This is a genomic window from Kutzneria chonburiensis (assembly GCF_028622115.1).
Lineage (GTDB): Bacteria > Actinomycetota > Actinomycetes > Mycobacteriales > Pseudonocardiaceae > Kutzneria > Kutzneria chonburiensis.
Genome location: NZ_CP097263.1, coordinates 3,589,941 through 3,607,184 on the forward strand (window position 1 = coordinate 3,589,941; position 17,244 = coordinate 3,607,184).

The 17,244-nt window shown below is 70.5% G+C and carries 13 protein-coding genes and 1 pseudogene; 5 read left to right on the forward strand and 9 right to left on the reverse strand.

Annotation, left to right across the window (positions count from 1 at the left end):
• Positions 1-101: 101 nt before the first annotated feature.
• From helR to M3Q35_RS16035, 4 genes are all read right to left on the reverse strand, one after another.
• Positions 102-2,279, reverse strand: a complete 2,178-nt coding sequence (gene helR / locus M3Q35_RS16020) for an RNA polymerase recycling motor ATPase HelR (RefSeq protein ID WP_273942585.1) — start codon at positions 2,277-2,279, stop codon at positions 102-104.
• Between the two features lie 91 nt (positions 2,280-2,370).
• Positions 2,371-3,540, reverse strand: coding sequence for a glycosyltransferase (locus M3Q35_RS16025; protein WP_273942586.1), 1,170 nt, complete (start codon positions 3,538-3,540; stop codon positions 2,371-2,373).
• Between the two features lie 112 nt (positions 3,541-3,652).
• Entirely contained in the window at positions 3,653-4,459 is an 807-nt protein-coding gene (locus tag M3Q35_RS16030) for an alpha/beta fold hydrolase (protein ID WP_273942587.1), read from the reverse strand.
• 60 nt (positions 4,460-4,519) lie between these two features.
• Positions 4,520-5,797 carry an MFS transporter gene (locus tag M3Q35_RS16035; RefSeq protein ID WP_273942588.1) on the reverse strand — a complete coding sequence of 426 codons (1,278 nt, stop codon included), beginning with the start codon at positions 5,795-5,797 and terminating at the stop codon, positions 4,520-4,522.
• Between the two features lie 45 nt (positions 5,798-5,842).
• Between M3Q35_RS16035 and M3Q35_RS16040 the strand changes: the two genes are divergently transcribed.
• Complete coding sequence (locus tag M3Q35_RS16040; RefSeq protein ID WP_273942589.1) at positions 5,843-6,526, forward strand: DUF2848 domain-containing protein; 684 nt, start codon at positions 5,843-5,845, stop codon at positions 6,524-6,526.
• Between the two features lie 82 nt (positions 6,527-6,608).
• Positions 6,609-6,893 carry a hypothetical protein gene (locus M3Q35_RS16045; protein ID WP_273942590.1) on the forward strand — a complete coding sequence of 95 codons (285 nt, stop codon included), beginning with the start codon at positions 6,609-6,611 and terminating at the stop codon, positions 6,891-6,893.
• On the opposite strand, the gene M3Q35_RS16050 is transcribed toward M3Q35_RS16045, so the two are convergent.
• On the reverse strand, positions 6,890-7,486 hold the full coding sequence (locus M3Q35_RS16050) for a DUF6218 family protein (RefSeq protein ID WP_273942591.1): 597 nt from the start codon (positions 7,484-7,486) through the stop codon (positions 6,890-6,892). The two genes, M3Q35_RS16045 and M3Q35_RS16050, sit on opposite strands and share 4 nt — an antisense overlap.
• Positions 7,487-7,619: 133 nt before the next feature.
• On the opposite strand from M3Q35_RS16050, the gene M3Q35_RS16055 reads away from it, so the two are divergent.
• From M3Q35_RS16055 to M3Q35_RS16065, 3 genes are all read left to right on the forward strand, one after another.
• The gene (locus tag M3Q35_RS16055; RefSeq protein ID WP_273942592.1) at positions 7,620-9,152 is read left to right on the forward strand and encodes a serine/threonine protein kinase; all 1,533 of its coding nucleotides are present in this window, start codon (positions 7,620-7,622) and stop codon (positions 9,150-9,152) included.
• A gap of 180 nt (positions 9,153-9,332) precedes the next feature.
• Positions 9,333-9,845, forward strand: a complete 513-nt coding sequence (locus tag M3Q35_RS16060) for a TetR/AcrR family transcriptional regulator (RefSeq protein WP_273942593.1) — start codon at positions 9,333-9,335, stop codon at positions 9,843-9,845.
• A gap of 117 nt (positions 9,846-9,962) precedes the next feature.
• Positions 9,963-10,988, forward strand: coding sequence for a medium chain dehydrogenase/reductase family protein (locus M3Q35_RS16065; RefSeq protein WP_273942594.1), 1,026 nt, complete (start codon positions 9,963-9,965; stop codon positions 10,986-10,988).
• Positions 10,989-10,991: 3 nt separating this feature from the next.
• Here the strand turns inward: M3Q35_RS16065 and M3Q35_RS16070 are convergent, their stop codons facing one another.
• From M3Q35_RS16070 to M3Q35_RS16085, 4 genes and pseudogenes are all read right to left on the reverse strand, one after another.
• Positions 10,992-12,416, reverse strand: coding sequence for an alpha/beta hydrolase (locus M3Q35_RS16070; RefSeq protein WP_273942595.1), 1,425 nt, complete (start codon positions 12,414-12,416; stop codon positions 10,992-10,994).
• A gap of 98 nt (positions 12,417-12,514) precedes the next feature.
• A pseudogene (locus tag M3Q35_RS16075) lies at positions 12,515-13,804 on the reverse strand (NAD(P)/FAD-dependent oxidoreductase).
• Between the two features lie 374 nt (positions 13,805-14,178).
• Positions 14,179-14,634 carry a carboxymuconolactone decarboxylase family protein gene (locus tag M3Q35_RS16080; protein WP_273942596.1) on the reverse strand — a complete coding sequence of 152 codons (456 nt, stop codon included), beginning with the start codon at positions 14,632-14,634 and terminating at the stop codon, positions 14,179-14,181.
• 97 nt (positions 14,635-14,731) lie between these two features.
• On the reverse strand, positions 14,732-17,218 hold the full coding sequence (locus M3Q35_RS16085; RefSeq protein ID WP_273942597.1) for a helix-turn-helix transcriptional regulator: 2,487 nt from the start codon (positions 17,216-17,218) through the stop codon (positions 14,732-14,734).
• Positions 17,219-17,244: the final 26 nt, after the last annotated feature.

Here is a 17,244-nt window from a genome sequence, read left to right on the forward strand (position 1 = left end):
ACCGGGGCGAGGAGCTGTCCGCGGGGAGCAATATCGAAGAGGGGAAGATGGGCTCGGCGAATCTGTGCGCCGAGCCCGTCTGACTCCCCTCCCTCCTGGCCCTACCTTTCAGTGAGACCAGCGAGCGCCGTCGGCAGCGGCCCCTGGTGCAGCACCCCCAGTCGCTGCGTGGCCCGGGTCAGCGCCACGTACAGCTCGGCCGCCCCACGCGGCCCGTCGGCCAGGATCTTGTCCGGATCCACCACCAGCACCGCGTCGAACTCCAGGCCCTTGGTCTCCGACGCCGGCACCGTGCCCGGCGTGCCGGGCGGCCCGATCACGACGCTCGTGCCCTCACGGCCGGCCTCCGCACGCACGAACTCCTCGATCGCGTCGGGAAGTTCGTCCGCAGTGACCTTGCGCGACCATGGCGCCACGCCGGAAGCGCGAACCGAGTCCGGCGGCTGCGTGCCGGGGGCGAACTCGGCCAGCACCGACGCCGCCACCGCCATGATCTCGGCCGGCGTGCGGTAGTTGACGGTCAGCGACCGGTAGATCCAGCGGTCGGCCGCGTACGGCGCCAGCATCTCCTGCCACGACCGCGCCCCGTACACCGAGCGGCGCTGCGCGAGATCGCCGACGATGGTGAAGGACCGGTTGGGGCAGCGCCGCATCAGCACCCGCCAGTCCATTTCGGACAGTTCCTGGGCCTCGTCGACCACCACGTGCCGGTAGGTCCAGTCGCGGTCGGCGGCGGCCCGCTCGGCCAGGTCGCGGGTGTCCACCTCGTCCTGGCGCTCGGCCAGCGACATGGCGTTGACGACGTCCTTGGCCAGCAGCGTGAAGTCCTCGGAGATCTCCTCCCGGTCCAGCTCCAGCATGCCCATGACGCCCTCGGCGTACTCGGCCGCCTCGCGGCGCGCCCTGGCCTCGGCCGCCGCGGCGAGCCGGTCGGCGGTCTTGTCCCGGCCGAGCAGGTCGACCAGCTCGTCCAGCAGCGGCACGTCCGACACCGTCCACGCGTCGCCCCTGGCCCGGTACAGCGCCGGGTCCGCGCCGGCCCGGCCGAGCCGCGCCTTGGACTCCAGCAGCGGTCCCAGCAGGGTCTGCGGGGTCAGCAGCGGCCAGAGCTCGTTGATCGCCTCGGTGAACCGGTCGTTCTCGGCGAGCTGCTTGACCAGGTGCGCCCGCTGGCTCTCCCACTCCTCCTTGTCGTTGCGGGTCAGCCAGCCCTTGGTGAGCCGGCCGATGGCCCGCTCGGTCAGCACGTAGGTGATGATGTCGGTGAAGACGTCACGGGCCTCGTTGTGCGGCAGGTCGCTGGCCCGCGCCTCCTCGACGGCCCACTCCGCGACCGACGCGTCGATGCGCAGCGTGAGGCCGGACAGCTCGATCGGGATCGGCTCGTCGGGCAGCTGCTGCCGGTCGGCGATGGCCGCCTTGAGCACGTCCACGATCGTGCGGGAACCCTTGAGCCGCGCGGCTTCCGGCGTGTCCTCGGCCGTCACGTGCAGGCCCGGCACGTAGTCGCCGGGCGTCATGAAGACCACGTCCGACTCGCCGAGCGAGGGCAGCACCCGGCTGATGTGGTTGAGGAACGCCGGATTGGGGCCGACGACCAGCACGCCGTGCCGCTCCATCCGCTCCCGCTGCGTGTACAGCAGGTAGGCCACGCGGTGCAGCGCCACCACCGTCTTGCCGGTGCCGGGGCCGCCCTCGATCACCAGCACCCCCGGCTGGTCGAGGCGGATGATCTCGTCCTGCTCGGACTGGATGGTCGCGACGATGTCCCGCATGCCCTCGCCGCGCGGGGCGTTGACCGCGGCCAGCAGGGCCGCGTCGCCCTGCGCGTCGTCGCCGGGACGGCCGAGGTCCTCGTCGGTGTACTCGACGATCACCCGGCCGCGGGTGTGGAACTGCCGGCGCCGGCGCATGCCCTCCGGGTTGGCGCCGGTGGCCACGTAGAACGGCCGTGACGCCGGGGCCCGCCAGTCCAGCAGCACCGGCTTGTAGTCGTCCTCCTCGTCGAACAGGCCGATGCGCCCGATGTAGAGGCGCTCGTCCCGCACGGTGTCGAGCCGGCCGAAGCACAGCCCGTTGTCGGCCACGGCCAGGCGCTTGGCCTCGCGGCCCAGCGCCCGCACCTCGTCGTCCCGCTCCAGCGCGGTGCCGCCGGTCCCCAGCAGCGCCGCCTTGTGCCTGGCCTTCACCCGCGCGCGCTCGGCGTCCAGGCGCGCGTAGAGCTCGGCCACGTACTCCCGTTCGGACCGCAATTCGTCCTCGTACCCCTGAGTTGACACAAGCCCCTCACAGTGCCTAAACTGAAACTACAGTCGACGAGTTCCGCACATCCTCATGCGGGCACGTCGATTTTTTATTGTCCCTGTCTTGTCAAGGGGCAAGCATTTTCGCGGCCCGAGCTGCGCCATCGGTCGAAATCGTCGCCGCGACACTCTTGGCTTGGTCGGCGCGATCGAGGGCGATGCCCAGCGCCGCCGACAGGGATTCGGCGGTCGGCACCGGGCCGGCGTGGGCCGCCCCGATCCCCAACTCCGCCACCCGCTGCGCCCAGTAGGGCTGGTCCGCGCCCTGCGGCACGACTACCTGCGGCGCGCCGGACCACGCCGCCGTCACGGTCGTGCCCGCGCCGCCGTGGTGCACCACGGCGGCGCATCGGCGGAACAGCGCCTGGTGGTTGGCCTCGCCCGTGACGAAGCAGTCGTCGCCGACCGACGTCAGATCGGCCCAGCCGCGAGACAGCACCATGCGACGGCCGTGTCGACGGACGGCCTCGACCACCTGCTCAGGATCCGTGTCGTGCATCGGCATGCTGCCGAAACCCACGTAGACCGGCGGCTCACCGGCGTCGAGGAAGGCCAGCAGGTCCGCCGGCAGCGGGCGCTCGTCCGGCAGCAGCCACGCCCCGGTCTGCACGACCCGCAACTCCGCCTCGCGCCACGGGCTGAGCACCGGATCGGCCGCAAGTAACGGTTGAGGCGTTATCACGTAGTCGCGGACGTCGTCGATCGGCGGCAGGCCCTGGCCCCGCCGATCGGCGTTGACGACGTCACGGAACAGCAGATTGATGCTGTCGCGGTCCCAGTCCCACAGCTGCTCGACGTCCGCGTTCTCCGGGAACGGCCGGCCCGGGTAGGCGATCGGCGGGTGATCCGGCGACGGCAGCGTGAGCTGCTGGAACGTCGCGTAGACGTACCGAGCGCCGAGCTCTTCGGCGATCGTCCGCGCCCCGGCGCAGGCCGGCATCACCCCGGTCGCCACCAGCACATCGGCCTCGAGCTTGCCCAGCACCTCACGCTGGCCGGCGATCACCTCCGCCGCCCGGCGCGGCAGGTCGGGCGGCCCCGGCTTCGTGGCCAGCGGCCGCACCGGCGCCCCGAACGGCACCATCCGCACGCCCGCCCCGGTCAGCCGCCGCTCGAACTCCTCATCGGGCGGAAGGCACACCGTCACCTCCGCGCCGCGTTCCCGCAGCCGCACCGCCAATGCCACCAACGGCTCGACGCCACCCCGCGAGTCGAATCCCGTCACCACCACACGCACGTGGCACTCCCCCATTTCCGCAGATCGAGGTGGCGATTCTGCGGCAAACGGGGGTCTTGCGGCAAGACCCCCATGCGCTATATGTTGATAGTGGCGGGGAGCATCCCCGTCTTTATTTTTGCGCGAATTCCAGCAGGTCGGCGTTCAGCCGCTCGACGTGCGTGAGGTACAGCGCGTGCGCGGCGTCGGTGTACACCTTCAGCTCGGCCCCGGCGATCAGCTCGGCGGTCACCCGGCCGCACAGGTCCAGCGGCGCCGAGGCGTCGTGATCACCGTGCACGACCAGCGCCGGCACCGTGATCTTGGCCAGCTCCGGTCGGAAGTCGGCGGCCACGTTCGCCGCCGTGCAGGCGAGTGCCGCGTTCAGGGTGACGCTCATGCAGTCCCGGACCGTCCAATCCTTCGTCGCCTGCGGCAACTCGCAGCCGGGCAGGCCATCGCCGAAGAACGGCGCCGCGTTCTCGTCGATCCAGCCGCCGAAGTCGGTGCGCAGCCGGGCCAAGAGCTGGTCGCTCGCCTCGATCGGGACGCCGTTCGGATTGTCGGGCAGCTGCCGCAGGCACGGCACCGTCGAGCCGACCAGCACGATCTTCGCCACCCGGTCCTCGCCGTGCCGGGTCAGGTAGCGCACGACCTCGCCGCCGCCCATTGAGTGCGCGACCAGCGTGACGTCGGTCAGGTCGAGGTGCTCCAGCAGCCCGGCCAGGTCGTCGGCCAGCGTGTCGAAGTCGTAGCCGGTGCCGGGATCGTCCGAGCGGCCGTGACCGCGCCGGTCGTAGCCGATCGCGCGGAAGCCGTTGTCGGCCAGGTGCTGCATCTGGTACTGCCACATGATGCTGCTCAGCGCCCAGCTGGTCACGAACACCACCGGCCGGCCGGTGCCCCAGTCGCGGTAGAAAAGCCCGTTCACGTAAGGCATCTTGTCCCCCTTGCTCTCGTTGACGAGACCAATCCTGCCGGGGGAGGCGCGGTGTGGCGATTACGTCTCGGGTAACGGATCGCGGCCGATGGCCAGGCCGATGATCGTGACCACCGCCGTGACCGCGACGTACAGGGCCAGCGCCGGCCAACTTCCGGTCCAGGCCAACAAAGCCGTGAACAGCAGCGGGGCCAGCGCGCCGCCGATGACTCCGGCCAGGGTGTAGGCCAGCGAGCTGCCGGTGTAGCGCAGCCGCACCGAGAACTGCTCCGCGACGAAGGCGCCCTGCGGTCCGTACATGGCGGAGTGGATCACCAGCGCGATGATCACGCCGACGAACACCCACAGCACGGATTTCCCCGCCACCGCAGGGAAGAACACCAGCGGCCAGACCGCGGCGGCGATGGCGGCGACCAGGTACACCTTGCGCCGGTTGATGCGGTCGGACAGCGCGCCGAAGGCCGGGATCGCGATGACCTGCAAGGCGGAACCGACCAGCACGGCGGCCATGCCGACCGCCCGGGGCATGCCGAGCTGCTGGATGTAGGTCAGCACGAACACCGTGAACAGCGCATAGTGCACGTCCGGGCAGACGCGGGCGAACACCGCGGCCAGCAGGCCGCGCCACTCGGTCCGGAACAGCTCCGAGACCGGCGCGCTCGGGCGTTCGTCGCGCTCAGCCAGCTCGCGGAAGATCGGCGTCTCCTCAAGGCGCACACGGATCCACAGCCCGAACGCGATCAGCAAGGCGGACAACAGGAACGCGACCCGCCAGCCCCAGGACTGGAACTGCTGCTCGGTCAACGCGATGCCGAGCAACGCCAATACCCCGTTGGCCAACAGGTTTCCGACCGGCGGCCCGACCTGGGCGGCCGAGGCCCAGAACCCGCGTCGCTCCGGCTCGCCGAACTCGCTGGACAGCAGCACCGCGCCGCCCCACTCGCCGCCGATGCCGACGCCCTGCGCGAAACGCAGGCACACCAACAGGATCGCCGCCGTGCCGCCGATGTCGGCGTAGGTCGGCAACACTCCGATGAGGACGGTCGCGAACCCGGTGAGCAGCAAAGTGCTGACCAGTACCCGTTTCCGGCCGATCACGTCGCCGAGCCGGCCGAAGATCAGGCCACCGACCGGGCGTGCCACGTAGCCGACGGCGTAGGTGGAGAAGGCCAGCATGGTCGCGGTCAGCGGGTCGCCGCCGGGGAAGAACAGGGTGCCGAAGATGGTGGCCGCGGCGACCGAGTAGGCCGCGAAGTCGTACCACTCCAGGGAGGTCCCGGACAGGCTCGCGGCGAAGGCCCGCCACAGGGCCTTGCGGTCAACAGCGGTGTCAGCCATGTGGCATATTCTATGTATACACGTTGCATGCGCAAGGGAGACACCGTGAGCGAGCTGACGTTCGAGCTGGTCGACGGCCAGAAAGTTACCGTGCGGGTGCGGTCCGCGCTGAACGGCGGCTACGCCGGGCGCAGCCAGGACGACGTCGCCGCGCACGTCGCCGAACTGGCCGCGCTGGGCGTGCCGGCGCCGACCACCACGCCGTGCCTCTACCCCATCGCGCCGTATCTGGTCAGCCAGGCCGACGACGTGCCGGCGCAGCACGGGCACACTTCCGGCGAGGCCGAGTGGGCCATGATCGTCACCCATGACGACGTCCTGCTGACCGTCGCCTGCGACCACACCGACCGCGATCTCGAGGTGCACGGCGTCGCGTGGAGCAAGCAGGCCGCGCCGGACATCGTCGGCCGGCAGGCGTGGCGGCTGTCCGAGGTGGCCGACCGCATCGACACCCTGACCCTCACGGCGTGGGTCTGTGACGGGGAAAGCTGGGTCGAGATCCAGCGCGGCACCCTCGCCGAACTCCTCACCCCACAGTACTGGCTCGACGCGCTACGGGCCCGCGATCTGCTCGCCCCCGGCACCGTCCTGCTGTCCGGCACCATTCCCATGCACCCCGGCGTGGACCAGTTCGCCACCGCCTGGCGCGTCGAGCTCGGCGATCCGGCTACCGGCAACGTGATCCGCTGCCAGTACGCCGTGCGGCGGCTGCCGGAACCGGTCGCTTAGCGCGTCCGTTCGGGCAGTCGCAGTACCGCGCGCCCCGGCCGGTGGATCATCATCGTGGCGAACCCACGACACTGGAGCCGAGATGGATCTCAAGCGCTTCTTCTCCCGGCAGGCGCGCAAGGCCGAGGTCGGCGTCTTCCACGCGGTGGAGACCAAGGTGAAGGCGGCCAGCACCACCGCATTGGTCACCAGCTTCGTGATGGACCTGGTGGCCAAGTACGTGTTCCCCAACGGCGTGCCCGGCTGGGCCACCGCGGTGATCAGCGGCGCCGTGGTCGGCGGCCTCACCTTCGTCGCCGGCTGGCTGGCCAAGCACACCCCGCGCGAGCCGGCGGAAACCCCGGCCGCTCCCCCGGCGGCCGCCTAGCGCCCCCTGGCCTCGGCGGTCAGCACGGCCGCCAGCCAGGACGGTGGCAGCGGCGCTCGATCGCCGGTCTCCAGCCACAGGCCGACCTGCCAGCGCAGCAGCCGGGTCACGGTCAGCGCCGCGCCGCGCACCGCGTTCGGGCTGGTGGCCGGATGCAGCCCGGACAACTGCCGCAGGCCCTCGAAGGTGGTCGGGACCTGGTCGAAGTCACGGATCCAGCGCTTGGCGACCTCGTGGCGGCGGGCCAGCGTCTCCCGGAAGCTGTCCAGCGGCGAGAACACCTGCCCGGCCCACCAGGGCCCGAGATCGAGGCCCGCCGCGGTCGTCAGCAGGGTCAGAAACGCCGGCACGTCCTGGGGGTCACGGGCGGTGATGGCCCGATTCTCCAGCAGGACGAGCGCGCGGCGGGCGAGTGCCGGGTCACCGAGCAGGTCGGCCGACGAACAGGCCCACGCCCCGGTCGGCGCGCCGTCCGGGCCGACGTGCCAGATCTCGGTCCGGCCCGGTCCGAGCGCCACCACGGCACTGCCCGGCGCGGTCAGCGCGACGGGTTCCGCGACGACGACGGCGTTGTCGCCGAGCACTTCGGTCATGGTCCCTCCACGATGGTCAAGATTGCTCAACCATCGCTGAGTGACACAGAGCGTTACATTCGGGACCGTGCTCACCCGGTGGTGTTGCTCCAACCGCTAACCTCTGTCCGCGAAAGTTGACGGAGGAGCTGACGTGAGGCCGTTAGGGACGTCCGACCCGGTTGCGGTGGGCCAGTACCGGAGCATCGCCCTGCTGGGGCGGGGCAGAACGGGTCGGGTGCTGCTGGGCGTCGCCCCGGACGGGACGCTGGTGGCGCTGCGGCTGCTCCATCCGGCGCTGGTGCGGGACGAGGGCTTCCGGCGCGAGGTGCTGACGGCCCGTGAGGTCAAGGTCCAGCACACTGCCCCGATCGTGGACGGGGATCTGGACGCCCCGGTGCCGTGGCTGGCGACCCCGTTCGTGGTCGGGCCGTCGCTGCGCCAGGCCGGCAAGCTGCCGGCGGACTCGATGCCCGGGCTGGCCGCGGGCCTGGCCGCCGGGCTGGCCGCGATCCACGACGCCGGCCTGCTGCACCGCAACCTCAACCCGAGCAACGTGCTGCTGGCCGAGTCCGGCCCCGTGGTGCTCGACTTCGGCATCACGCACGGCCCCGGGCTGGCCGGTTCGCCCGGCTTCGTGGCCCCGGAGCAGGCCGCCGGGCAGCCGACGACCTGGGCCAGCGACGTCTTCGCGTACGGCACGGTCTTGTACACCGCCGCGACCGGCCGCAGCCCGTTCGCGGCGGGGACGCCGCAGCAGACGTTGGCCAACGTCATGCAGCTGGAGCCGGACCTCGGGGCCGTGCCGGACACGCTGCGCTGGATCGTCGGGCCCTGCCTGGCCAAGAACCCGGCCCAGCGGCCCACGCCGGCCCAGTTGTTGGAGGCCATCGGGCAGCCCGTCGGCCAGTGGCCTCCCGCCGTCCAGGACATGATCGCCCGCCGGCAGGCCGACGTGGCTCGCACGGTCGCCGAGCCGCCGGCCCCCGGCACCCCGCCGCCGAGCGTCGAGACCCCGGAGACGCGGCGTCGGACCGCCACGATCATCGGCGCCGTCATCGTGTTCACGGTTTTCGTGACGGCCATGGCCGGCGTGCTGTTGGCGTTCGGCGGCGGTCCCCACACCGACGCCGCGACCAGCACCCCGACCACCACGAACACGCAGCCTCTGGTGACGATCGTTCCCACGACCACCACGACGACGACAACCACCACGACCACCACGACGAGCGCCGCCACCAGCATCCAGGCCGGCGTCTGGTACACGATCACCAACACCGCCACCGGCAAGTGCGTCGACGTCGCCGGCGGCGGCCGCAAGAACGGCACGCCGGTGATCTTGTTCAGCTGCGGTGGCAAGGACAACCAGCAGTGGCAGTTCATCCCCACCGCCAACGGCTTCTTCCGCGTCGCCAGCCGCCGCGCCCCCGCGCTCGGCTTGGACGTGGACGGCGGGGCCGGCGCGGTCGCCAACGGCACCCGCGTGCAGCTCTGGGCTTACGGCGGCGGGGCCAACCAGCAGTGGAAGCCCGTCGACCAGGGCAACGGCACGTTCGAGCTCGTCGTCCAGCACAGCAACGCCTGCCTGGACGTGACCGACGGTTCCAACCAGGACGGCACCCGGCTCCAGCAGTGGCAGTGCTCCGGCAGCCCCAACCAGCTGTTTTCGGTCACCCCGGCCACCTAGCCCCGCCCGCCCCGCACCCCATCCGAATGTCACATGCGCGCCGTACTTGCCTCCCTGAGGCACGTCCGGACCGCATGTGACAAGAAGTGGGTTGACTCGCCGAAGTGTGAGTGGTTTATTACTCCTATGACGTCCTCGCGGCCACGAACCCTCTCCACCTCGGAGGAGCGACGGGAGACGGTGCTCCGCACCGCCGTCGACACCTTCGCCAGTCGGGGGTACTACGGGACCACCACCACCGAGGTGGCGACCCGGGCCGGGATCTCACAGGCGTACGTGTACCGACTGTTCCCCAACAAGGAGGCCCTGTTCCTGGCCGTCGTCGCCCATGCGTACGACCTGGTCCGGGACAGCCTCGCCCGCGGCGCCGCCGCCGCGACCAGCACCGCCCCGCTCGACGTCCTGTACGCCATGGGCGATTCGTACGCCCGGCTCATCCAGGACAAGAACCTCATGCTCATCCAGCTCCACGCCCAGGCCGCCGCCGTCGCCGAGCCCGCCGTCCGCGACGCCGTCCGCGCCGGCTACGCCCGGGTGGTCGAGTACGTCCGCAGCGTCTCCGGCGCCACCGAACCCGAGGTCCAGCAGTTCTTCGCCACCGGACTGCTCTGCCACCTCATCGTCGCCATCGACGCCGACCACATCGACGCCCCCTGGGCCCGAGCCCTGTCCGCCGGCATCCGCCACTTCTGATTCGCCGCCGTCTGCAAGCCCGACCTCACCCACCCCCTTCCGATGCACCCCGCATACCGCCCCTTTTTTCGCCACAACAGTGAGTGGTCAACCACTCATCTACCTAAGGAGATCACCATGTCCATCACCGCCACCGAGATCGTGCTGCCCGGCAAGGTGGAGCCGGAGGGCCTGGAGACGCGCGAGCGCAGCGTGCCGAACCCGGGCAAGGGCCAGGTGCTGGTCCGCATGGAAGCCACCGGGGTGTCGTTCGCGGAGCAGCAGATGCGCCGGGGCAAGTACTACGACCAGCCGGCGTTTCCGTTCGTGCCGGGCTACGACATGGTCGGCACGGTGGAGGCGACGGGCACGGACGTGGACCCGGCGCTGGTCGGCCGGCGGGTGGCAGCTCTGACGAAGATCGGGGCCTGGTCCACGCACATGGTCCTGGACGCGAACACGGTCGTGCCGGTGCCGGAAGGGGTCGACGCCGCCGACGCGGAAACGGTGGTGGTCAACGGGATCACGGCCTGGCAGATGCTGCACCGCAGCGCCCGCGTCCGCGCCGGCCAGACGATCCTGGTGCTCGGAGCCAACGGCGGCGTGGGCTCGACGCTGGTGCAGCTGGCCCGAGCGGCGGGGATCCGCGTGATCGGCACGGCCTCGCCGCGTCACCACGACAAGGTCGCGGCGCTGGGCGCGATCCCGCTGGACTACCGCGCGGACAACCTGACTGAACAGGTCCGTGCACTCGCACCGAACGGCGTCGACGCGGTGTTCGATCACGTCGGCGGCGCGGGCATCGTGGACTCGTTCCGCCTGCTCGCCCCCGGCGGCGCGCTCGTCTCGTACGGCACGGCGGCGACCCGCGACCAGGAGGGCTCGTCCCGCCTCCCGGTGCTCAAGCTGTTCGGCCGCCTGCTGGTGTGGAACGTGCTCCCGAACCGCCGCCGCGCCTCGTTCTTCAACATCTGGACGGGCGTCCGCAATGCCGAGAAGTTTCACGCCCGCCTGCGCCAGGACCTGACCGAGGTCTTCACGCTGCTGGCCGACGGCACGCTCCGCCCGCAGGTCGCGGCCCGGATTCCGCTGGCCGACGCGGCCAAGGCGATGCGCCTGGCCGAGTCGGGCACGGTCACCGGCAAAGTGGTCCTGGTTCCGTGACGGTCAGCAGGTCCCGTCGACGCTCGGCAGCGGCCGGCCGGTCAGATATCCCACCACGGCAGCGTCAATGCAGCTGTTCCCCAAGAAAACCCCGTGGTGATAGGCACCTTCCTGCGTCACCAGCCGCGACCCGGTCAACGCCCGGTGCATCGCCAACTGCCCCGGATAGGGCGCGACCGGATCGTTCGACGCCGCGACCAGCAGCACCGGAAGTCCATTATGGACGTCAGTCAGCGGCTCGATCGGCTGCACCGGCCAGAAAGCGCACGGTGTGATGTTCCGCGTCACCGAACCGAACACCGGCTCATCGGTCCGATGCGCCTGGATGTCACGGAAGTACGTCGCCGGATCACGCGACACCGCCCGGTCGGCACAGAAAACGGCAGTCCCCGAGCGTGCGCCATTCTCGCCACCGCCGATGTAGATCGCGGACAGCTCCGCAGCCAGTCGATCGGTCACCTTGGGCGCGCCGTCCCGCAACTGCCGGATCTCGGTCGCGAACTCGACGTAGTCGTCGGTGGCATCGCTGCGAATCCCGTTGTACAGAAGGTAAGGCAGCACATGACTGTCCACTGTGTACCCTCCAGCCCGCACCGGCCCCAGCCGGCGCACGGTCGTCACCACCTCGTCGGCCGTGTCACCGATCCCCTGTTTGCCCGCGGCCCATTCGGCGAAATGCCGCAGCGCGGCCTCCAGCGCCGGCCCCTGCGTGACGAAGAACCCCGCCCCGAACAACGCGGGATCGACCGAGCTGTCCAGCACGAACCGATCAGCACGGGCGCCGAACATCTGGAGGTACACCGAACCCAGATAGGTGCCGTACGAGTTGCCGTAGTACGAGATTCGCTGCTCGCCCAACGCCTTGCGAATGGCGTCCATGTCCCGCGCGACGTTCCGCGTCGACGCGTACGGCAGCTCGTCCCGGTGCCCCCGCGCGCACTGCGCCGCCAGGCCCGCCTCGAACGCCACGCTTTCCTGATAGCTGGCCAAATTCGGGCCCGCCGACTGCTGGAACGTCACGGTCCGCCACGGACACAGCACCGGCCCGCTTCGTCCGACAAAACGCGGATCGAAGCCGACCAGGTCGTATGCCGCCCCCAAGGCCGGCGCGAAGTCCCCCAGCACGGCCAGTTCCAGCCCACTGTCGCCGGGCCCACCGGGATTCATCAGCAACACCCCGCGCCGATGCGCCGGATCCTTGGCCTTGATGCGGGAAATGGCCACGGACATGGTGCGGCCGTTCGGCTGCCGATAGTCCATCGGCACGGTGATGTCGGCGCACTGCGCGCCCTTGCTGTCGAGCTCCTGGCCGATCGCGTCGTCCGTCCCGAGCGCGCAGCCATGCCAGGTCACCCCCGGCTGCCCCGTCCCCCCGACCGTCAGCGACGCGACCGCCGCCAGCACCAGCGCCACCCCTGATAACGACATGCCCAGGAGGGTGCCGGCGGCGGCAATCATCCATCGTCGGGCCAGAAGACGACGGGCGTTTCAGCCCCGAGGCTGACGCCGTCCCGGATGTTCCCGTGCTACGACGGCCGATCCGTGTCCAGCGGCACGTCACCACCGCGCACCAGACCCAGTTGCACGGTCTGCCGCCCGAACACGGCGTCGACGCCCCAATCGATCAGCGTGCGAGTGCGGTTGCCAGGCATCGCCGCCAGGTGGTAACCGCGTGTCACGGCCGCCGCTGGCAGGCCGGACAACGGAATGCCCAGCGGGTTCGCCGCCGCGGCCAGCCCGCCGAGATCCACCACGAAGCCCAGGTCATGATGCTTGTACTGGGCCATGTGCCCGTTCCCGAGCGATGCCGCGATGTTCTTGCCGGCCAGCTTGCCCTACCGCATCGCGTGCTGCGCGGTCATCGCCGTCAGCTCGCCCGGTCGGGTCAGATCCGGCACCGCCGCGCAATCCCCGCACGCGAAGATCTCCGGATGCCCGGGCACCGCGAGTGTGGCATCGACGATGACGCGCCCGCGCTCCGTCGGCAGCCCGGTCGCTTCGGTCAGCGGGTCCGGCCGCACGCCGACGCACCAGGCCAACGTGCGTGTCGGCACGAACTCCCCGTTCGTCAGCCGCACGCCCTCAGCCGTCGCCTCCGCCACCGAGGTACCCATCATCACCTCGACGCCCCGCCGACGCAGCACCTTGTCCGCGGCCTTGGACAGCCGCGGATCCAACTCCGGCAACACCTTCGGCGCGATGTCCAGCAGCAGCCACCGGATCTTCTGATCCCGCAACGCCCTGCTGCGACCGGCCACCGCCGTCGTGAACGGCGGCCCCTGCGCTGCCACCTCCGTGCCCGTATAACCGGCCCCCACCACCACAAACGTGCAGCGGGCCCGTCGTTCCTCCGGGTCGTCCGTCGCACCGGCCAGCTCGATCTGCCGGATCACGTGATCCCGCAGGTACAACGCCTCGCCGATATCCCGGAAGCCGTGCGCGTGCGCACCGACACCGGGGATCGGCAGCAGCTTGTTCACGCTCCCGGCCGCCAGCAGCAGCCGATCGTAGCTCAGCACATGCGAGCCACCCTCAGGATCCGTGTACGTCAGTTCGCGTTGATCCACCGCCAGCTTCTCCGCTGTGCCCAGTGCCAGCCGTACCTGCGGCAGCGTTTTGGTCAGCGACACCGCCACCCGGCGTGGATCCAGCGACGCCGCCGAGACCTGCGGCAGCAGCGGCAGGTACAGGAAGTAGTCGGTCTTGTTGACCAGCACCACTTCCGTGTCCGGCGGCGCCGCCCGGACCAGCGCCTTCGCCGCGTTGAACCCGGCGAACCCGCCGCCCACAATCACGATCCGGTTCGGTGTGCCCACGTTCCTCACCCGACTTCATGGTCGACAACGCCGCTGGACTACCCGGCCCTGCCGGCGGAAAACCCGGTCCCGCCCAGCATGCGGGCGGGACCAGCACCGGGCAACCCGAAGCCGCCGTGCGGTGCAGCCGATTCCCGCGATCCGCCCAGCACGAACCCGGTGAGCGATGGAGGTTTCTTGCCTCGATTCGACTACCCCAGAACCGCCACCCACCCGAAACACGGGGGTCGGCCCGAACCCGGCCGACGCCCCTCCCCCTTCCCGCCTCCAGCTCAGGACTGCTAGCCAGACGGTCTGGTCAACTCCGCCGGATGCCCCCGCAGGCCCGCCGGAAGCATCGGGCCGGCGCGATTCGGCCGGCCCCTCCCCCAAGGTCAGAACTGCTCGCCGGCCGGCTGCTTGATCGTCACGTTGATGCGGTTGAAGAAGTTCGTGGTGGCGATCATCAGGATGATCGCCGACAGGCCCTTCTCGTCGAAGTGGTCGGCGGCCTCGTCCCAGACGGCGTCGGACACCGGGTCGACCTGGTCGGCCAGGCGGGTGGCGGCCTCGGTGAGGGCGAGGGCGGCCCGCTCGGCGTCGGTGAACAGGTCGCTCTCCCGCCACGCCGAGACGCGCAGCAGGCGGTCGGGGCTCTCGCCGGCCTTCTGGGCGCTGGTCACGCCGGCGTCGACGCAGTAGCCGCAGCCGTTGATCTGGCTGGCCCGCAGGTGCACGAGGTCGAGCGTCGCCTTGGGCACGCCGCCCTGATAAATGGCCTTGAACAGACCCTGCACACCGGCGACGGTGTCGGGCAGAACCTTGGCCGGGTTGGTCATTCGCGCTGCCATGATCTCGCTCCTTCGTTTGTGCTCTGTCATCTCACTGACGAGCCGGTGCGAGAGAACGTGACGGGCATCGATGTGACGGCGGACACTCGCGCCGGGGTCACGGTCCAAGCGCGTCCCGCAAACCGCGCCGGCCGGACACGCCGAGCTTCCGGTACACGCTGGTCAGCGCGAATTCCACGCTGCGCGTGGTGACGTACAGCTCGCGGGCTATCTCCTTGTTGGTCCGACCGGCCGCCGCCCGCCGCGCGACGAACGACTCCCGCTCGGTGAGCAGCGCCGGATCGGCCAGCGCGAATCGGCGACGTCCCCCGGCCTGCCGCAGTTCGCGCCCGGCCCGCTCCATCAATGTCACCGAGCCGCAGCGCATCGCCATGTCGTACGCCATACGCAGCACGGAACGGGCCGCCAATTCGTTGCCGGATTCGCGCAGGCAGCGGCCCCGATCGGCGAGCGCGCGCCCGTACTCCAAACGTGCCGGCGATTCCCGCAGGATGTCGACGGCCTCCGAGAGCAGCTCGGCGTTGCCGGTCACCACGCCGGCGCCGCGCAGCGCGACACCAACCGTCGACGCCGAGCCCCAGCGCCGCGCAAGGTGCAGCTCACGCTCCACAAGGGACAGTGCACGACCACGGTCTCCCAACTCGGCCAACAACAACGCCGCCGTCGACCGCCACGGGCACACCGCAGGGTTGAGGACGCCGCGCTGCTCAAGCCGGCGTCCGCACTCCAACAGGTCGTGCACGGCACGAATCTTGTCGCCATCAGCGGCACGAAGCCGGCCACGCTGGAACAACACGGTGTCGAACCGTGCCGAGCCCGGGATCTCGCCGTCCAGACCCTGGGCACTCAACAGCACCGCCGCGCCCTGCGGTTCGTTGACGTCGATCAGAGCACCGATCATCGGCGCGATGGCGGTGACGTGCGGATCACGTTGCAGCAGCGTCAATCTTCGCGCCTCACGCAGATCTCCCCGCCGCAGCGCCAGATCGCTGCCCAGCGCGAGGGCCAGTCGAGTCAGCGCCGGACGGGACCGTCCCGAGATCGCGGTCATGGCGTTCTCGCACAGTCGCTCGGCCTCGTCGAATTCGTCCATCATGGACAGCGTCGTCACGACGTGCTGCCAGGCCCGGCGATCCACCAGGTCGGAGCCGGCCGTCACGGGCAGGTTCCGTCCGGTGGCCCGCGCCAATGCGACGCCGGCCCGCACCCGATCGCCTTCCAGCGCATGGGACACGGCCGTGATCGCATGCCAGAACCGTTGCCGGCGCGGGTTCTCCGGCAGGGCCGGCATCGACTCCACCACACTCGCGTGTTCAACGCCAATTGACAGCGGTGCGAGCTCATCATGAACATTGACCAGCGCCCGGGCGGCATCGACCAGCTGCCCACGCTCGGCCAACTCGTAGGCCAACGTCGCGCTGCCGCCGGCTTGCGTCAGATGTTCCAGCGCCGCATCGGGATCGGTGTGCACCTCAGCCTCACCGAGCCGAGCCAGCACCGACCGGCGGTCCTCATCGGACAGTGGCTCGGAGAGCAGCCGTTGCAGGCACTCCGCCGCTCGCTCCGGTTCGCCGTCGCTCATGGCCGTGGCCGCGTGCTCGCGCAGCAGCCGGCACGTCCACTCGTCGCCGATGGGATCGGTCGCCAGCAACTGATCCACGACGTTCTCGACCGCTGCGCGGCGTCGGTGCAACGCCCGCGCCGCCCGCAGCCGCATCTCCGACGGAGTTCCCAAGCTCAATGCCACTTCGACCAGTGGAACACTGACTGTGCCGTAGTCGAGGAGTGCTCGACTTGCTGTCCCACAGTCGACGCCGGCCACCGAAGCCACCAGCGAAAGGTCCGCCGTGCCCAGGATCTCGACCGCCCGACCGACGGCCACGAGCTCCGGCCCCAACGTCGCGGCAATCGTGGCCGTCAGCTCCGGCGGCGGCTCCCGGCACAGGTCGCCGACGGACGGCCCGTCACACCGCAACAGCTCGGCCACCAGCCACGGATGTCCTCCGGTCATCCGATGAACCAGGGTGACGTCACCCGGCATCAGCGCCTGGACTGCCGCCTCGTCCAGACGGCCCAAGGGGATCCGATGCGCGTCCCGGGAAAAGTCGCCCAGCCGCCCCGGCAACGCCGTCACGATCATCGCCACCGGCAGGTCGGCCAACCGACGGCGCAGATAGTCCAGCAGCCGGCGGGAATCGCCGTCGCCGAGGTCGAGATCGTCCACGGCGATCAGCACCGGCGCCTTCGCGGCGAGGTCCCGCAGCGCACGGAACAACTCCCGCAGCGCGGCCTGCACCGCCTTGGGGTCGTCGCCTCCGGCGATGCGGTCCACCACCGGGCCGGCGACCGGCTCGAACAGCTGCGCCGCCAACTCGTACGGGAAATCGCGTTCGACCGCGGAGCCCTGCGCAGCCAGCACCGTGAACCCGAGCCCGGCCGCGAGCTCCACACACGCCCTGAGCAGCGTCGTCCGCCCCAGCCGCGGCCCGGCCTCGACGCACACCACGGCCGGCAGCTCGGAAAGCGCTTGCCGACAGACCGCCAGTTCGGCGTCTCGACCAACACAGGCCTGTCCCACCCGCACCCCGGTCGCTCCCTCCACCGTTTCAC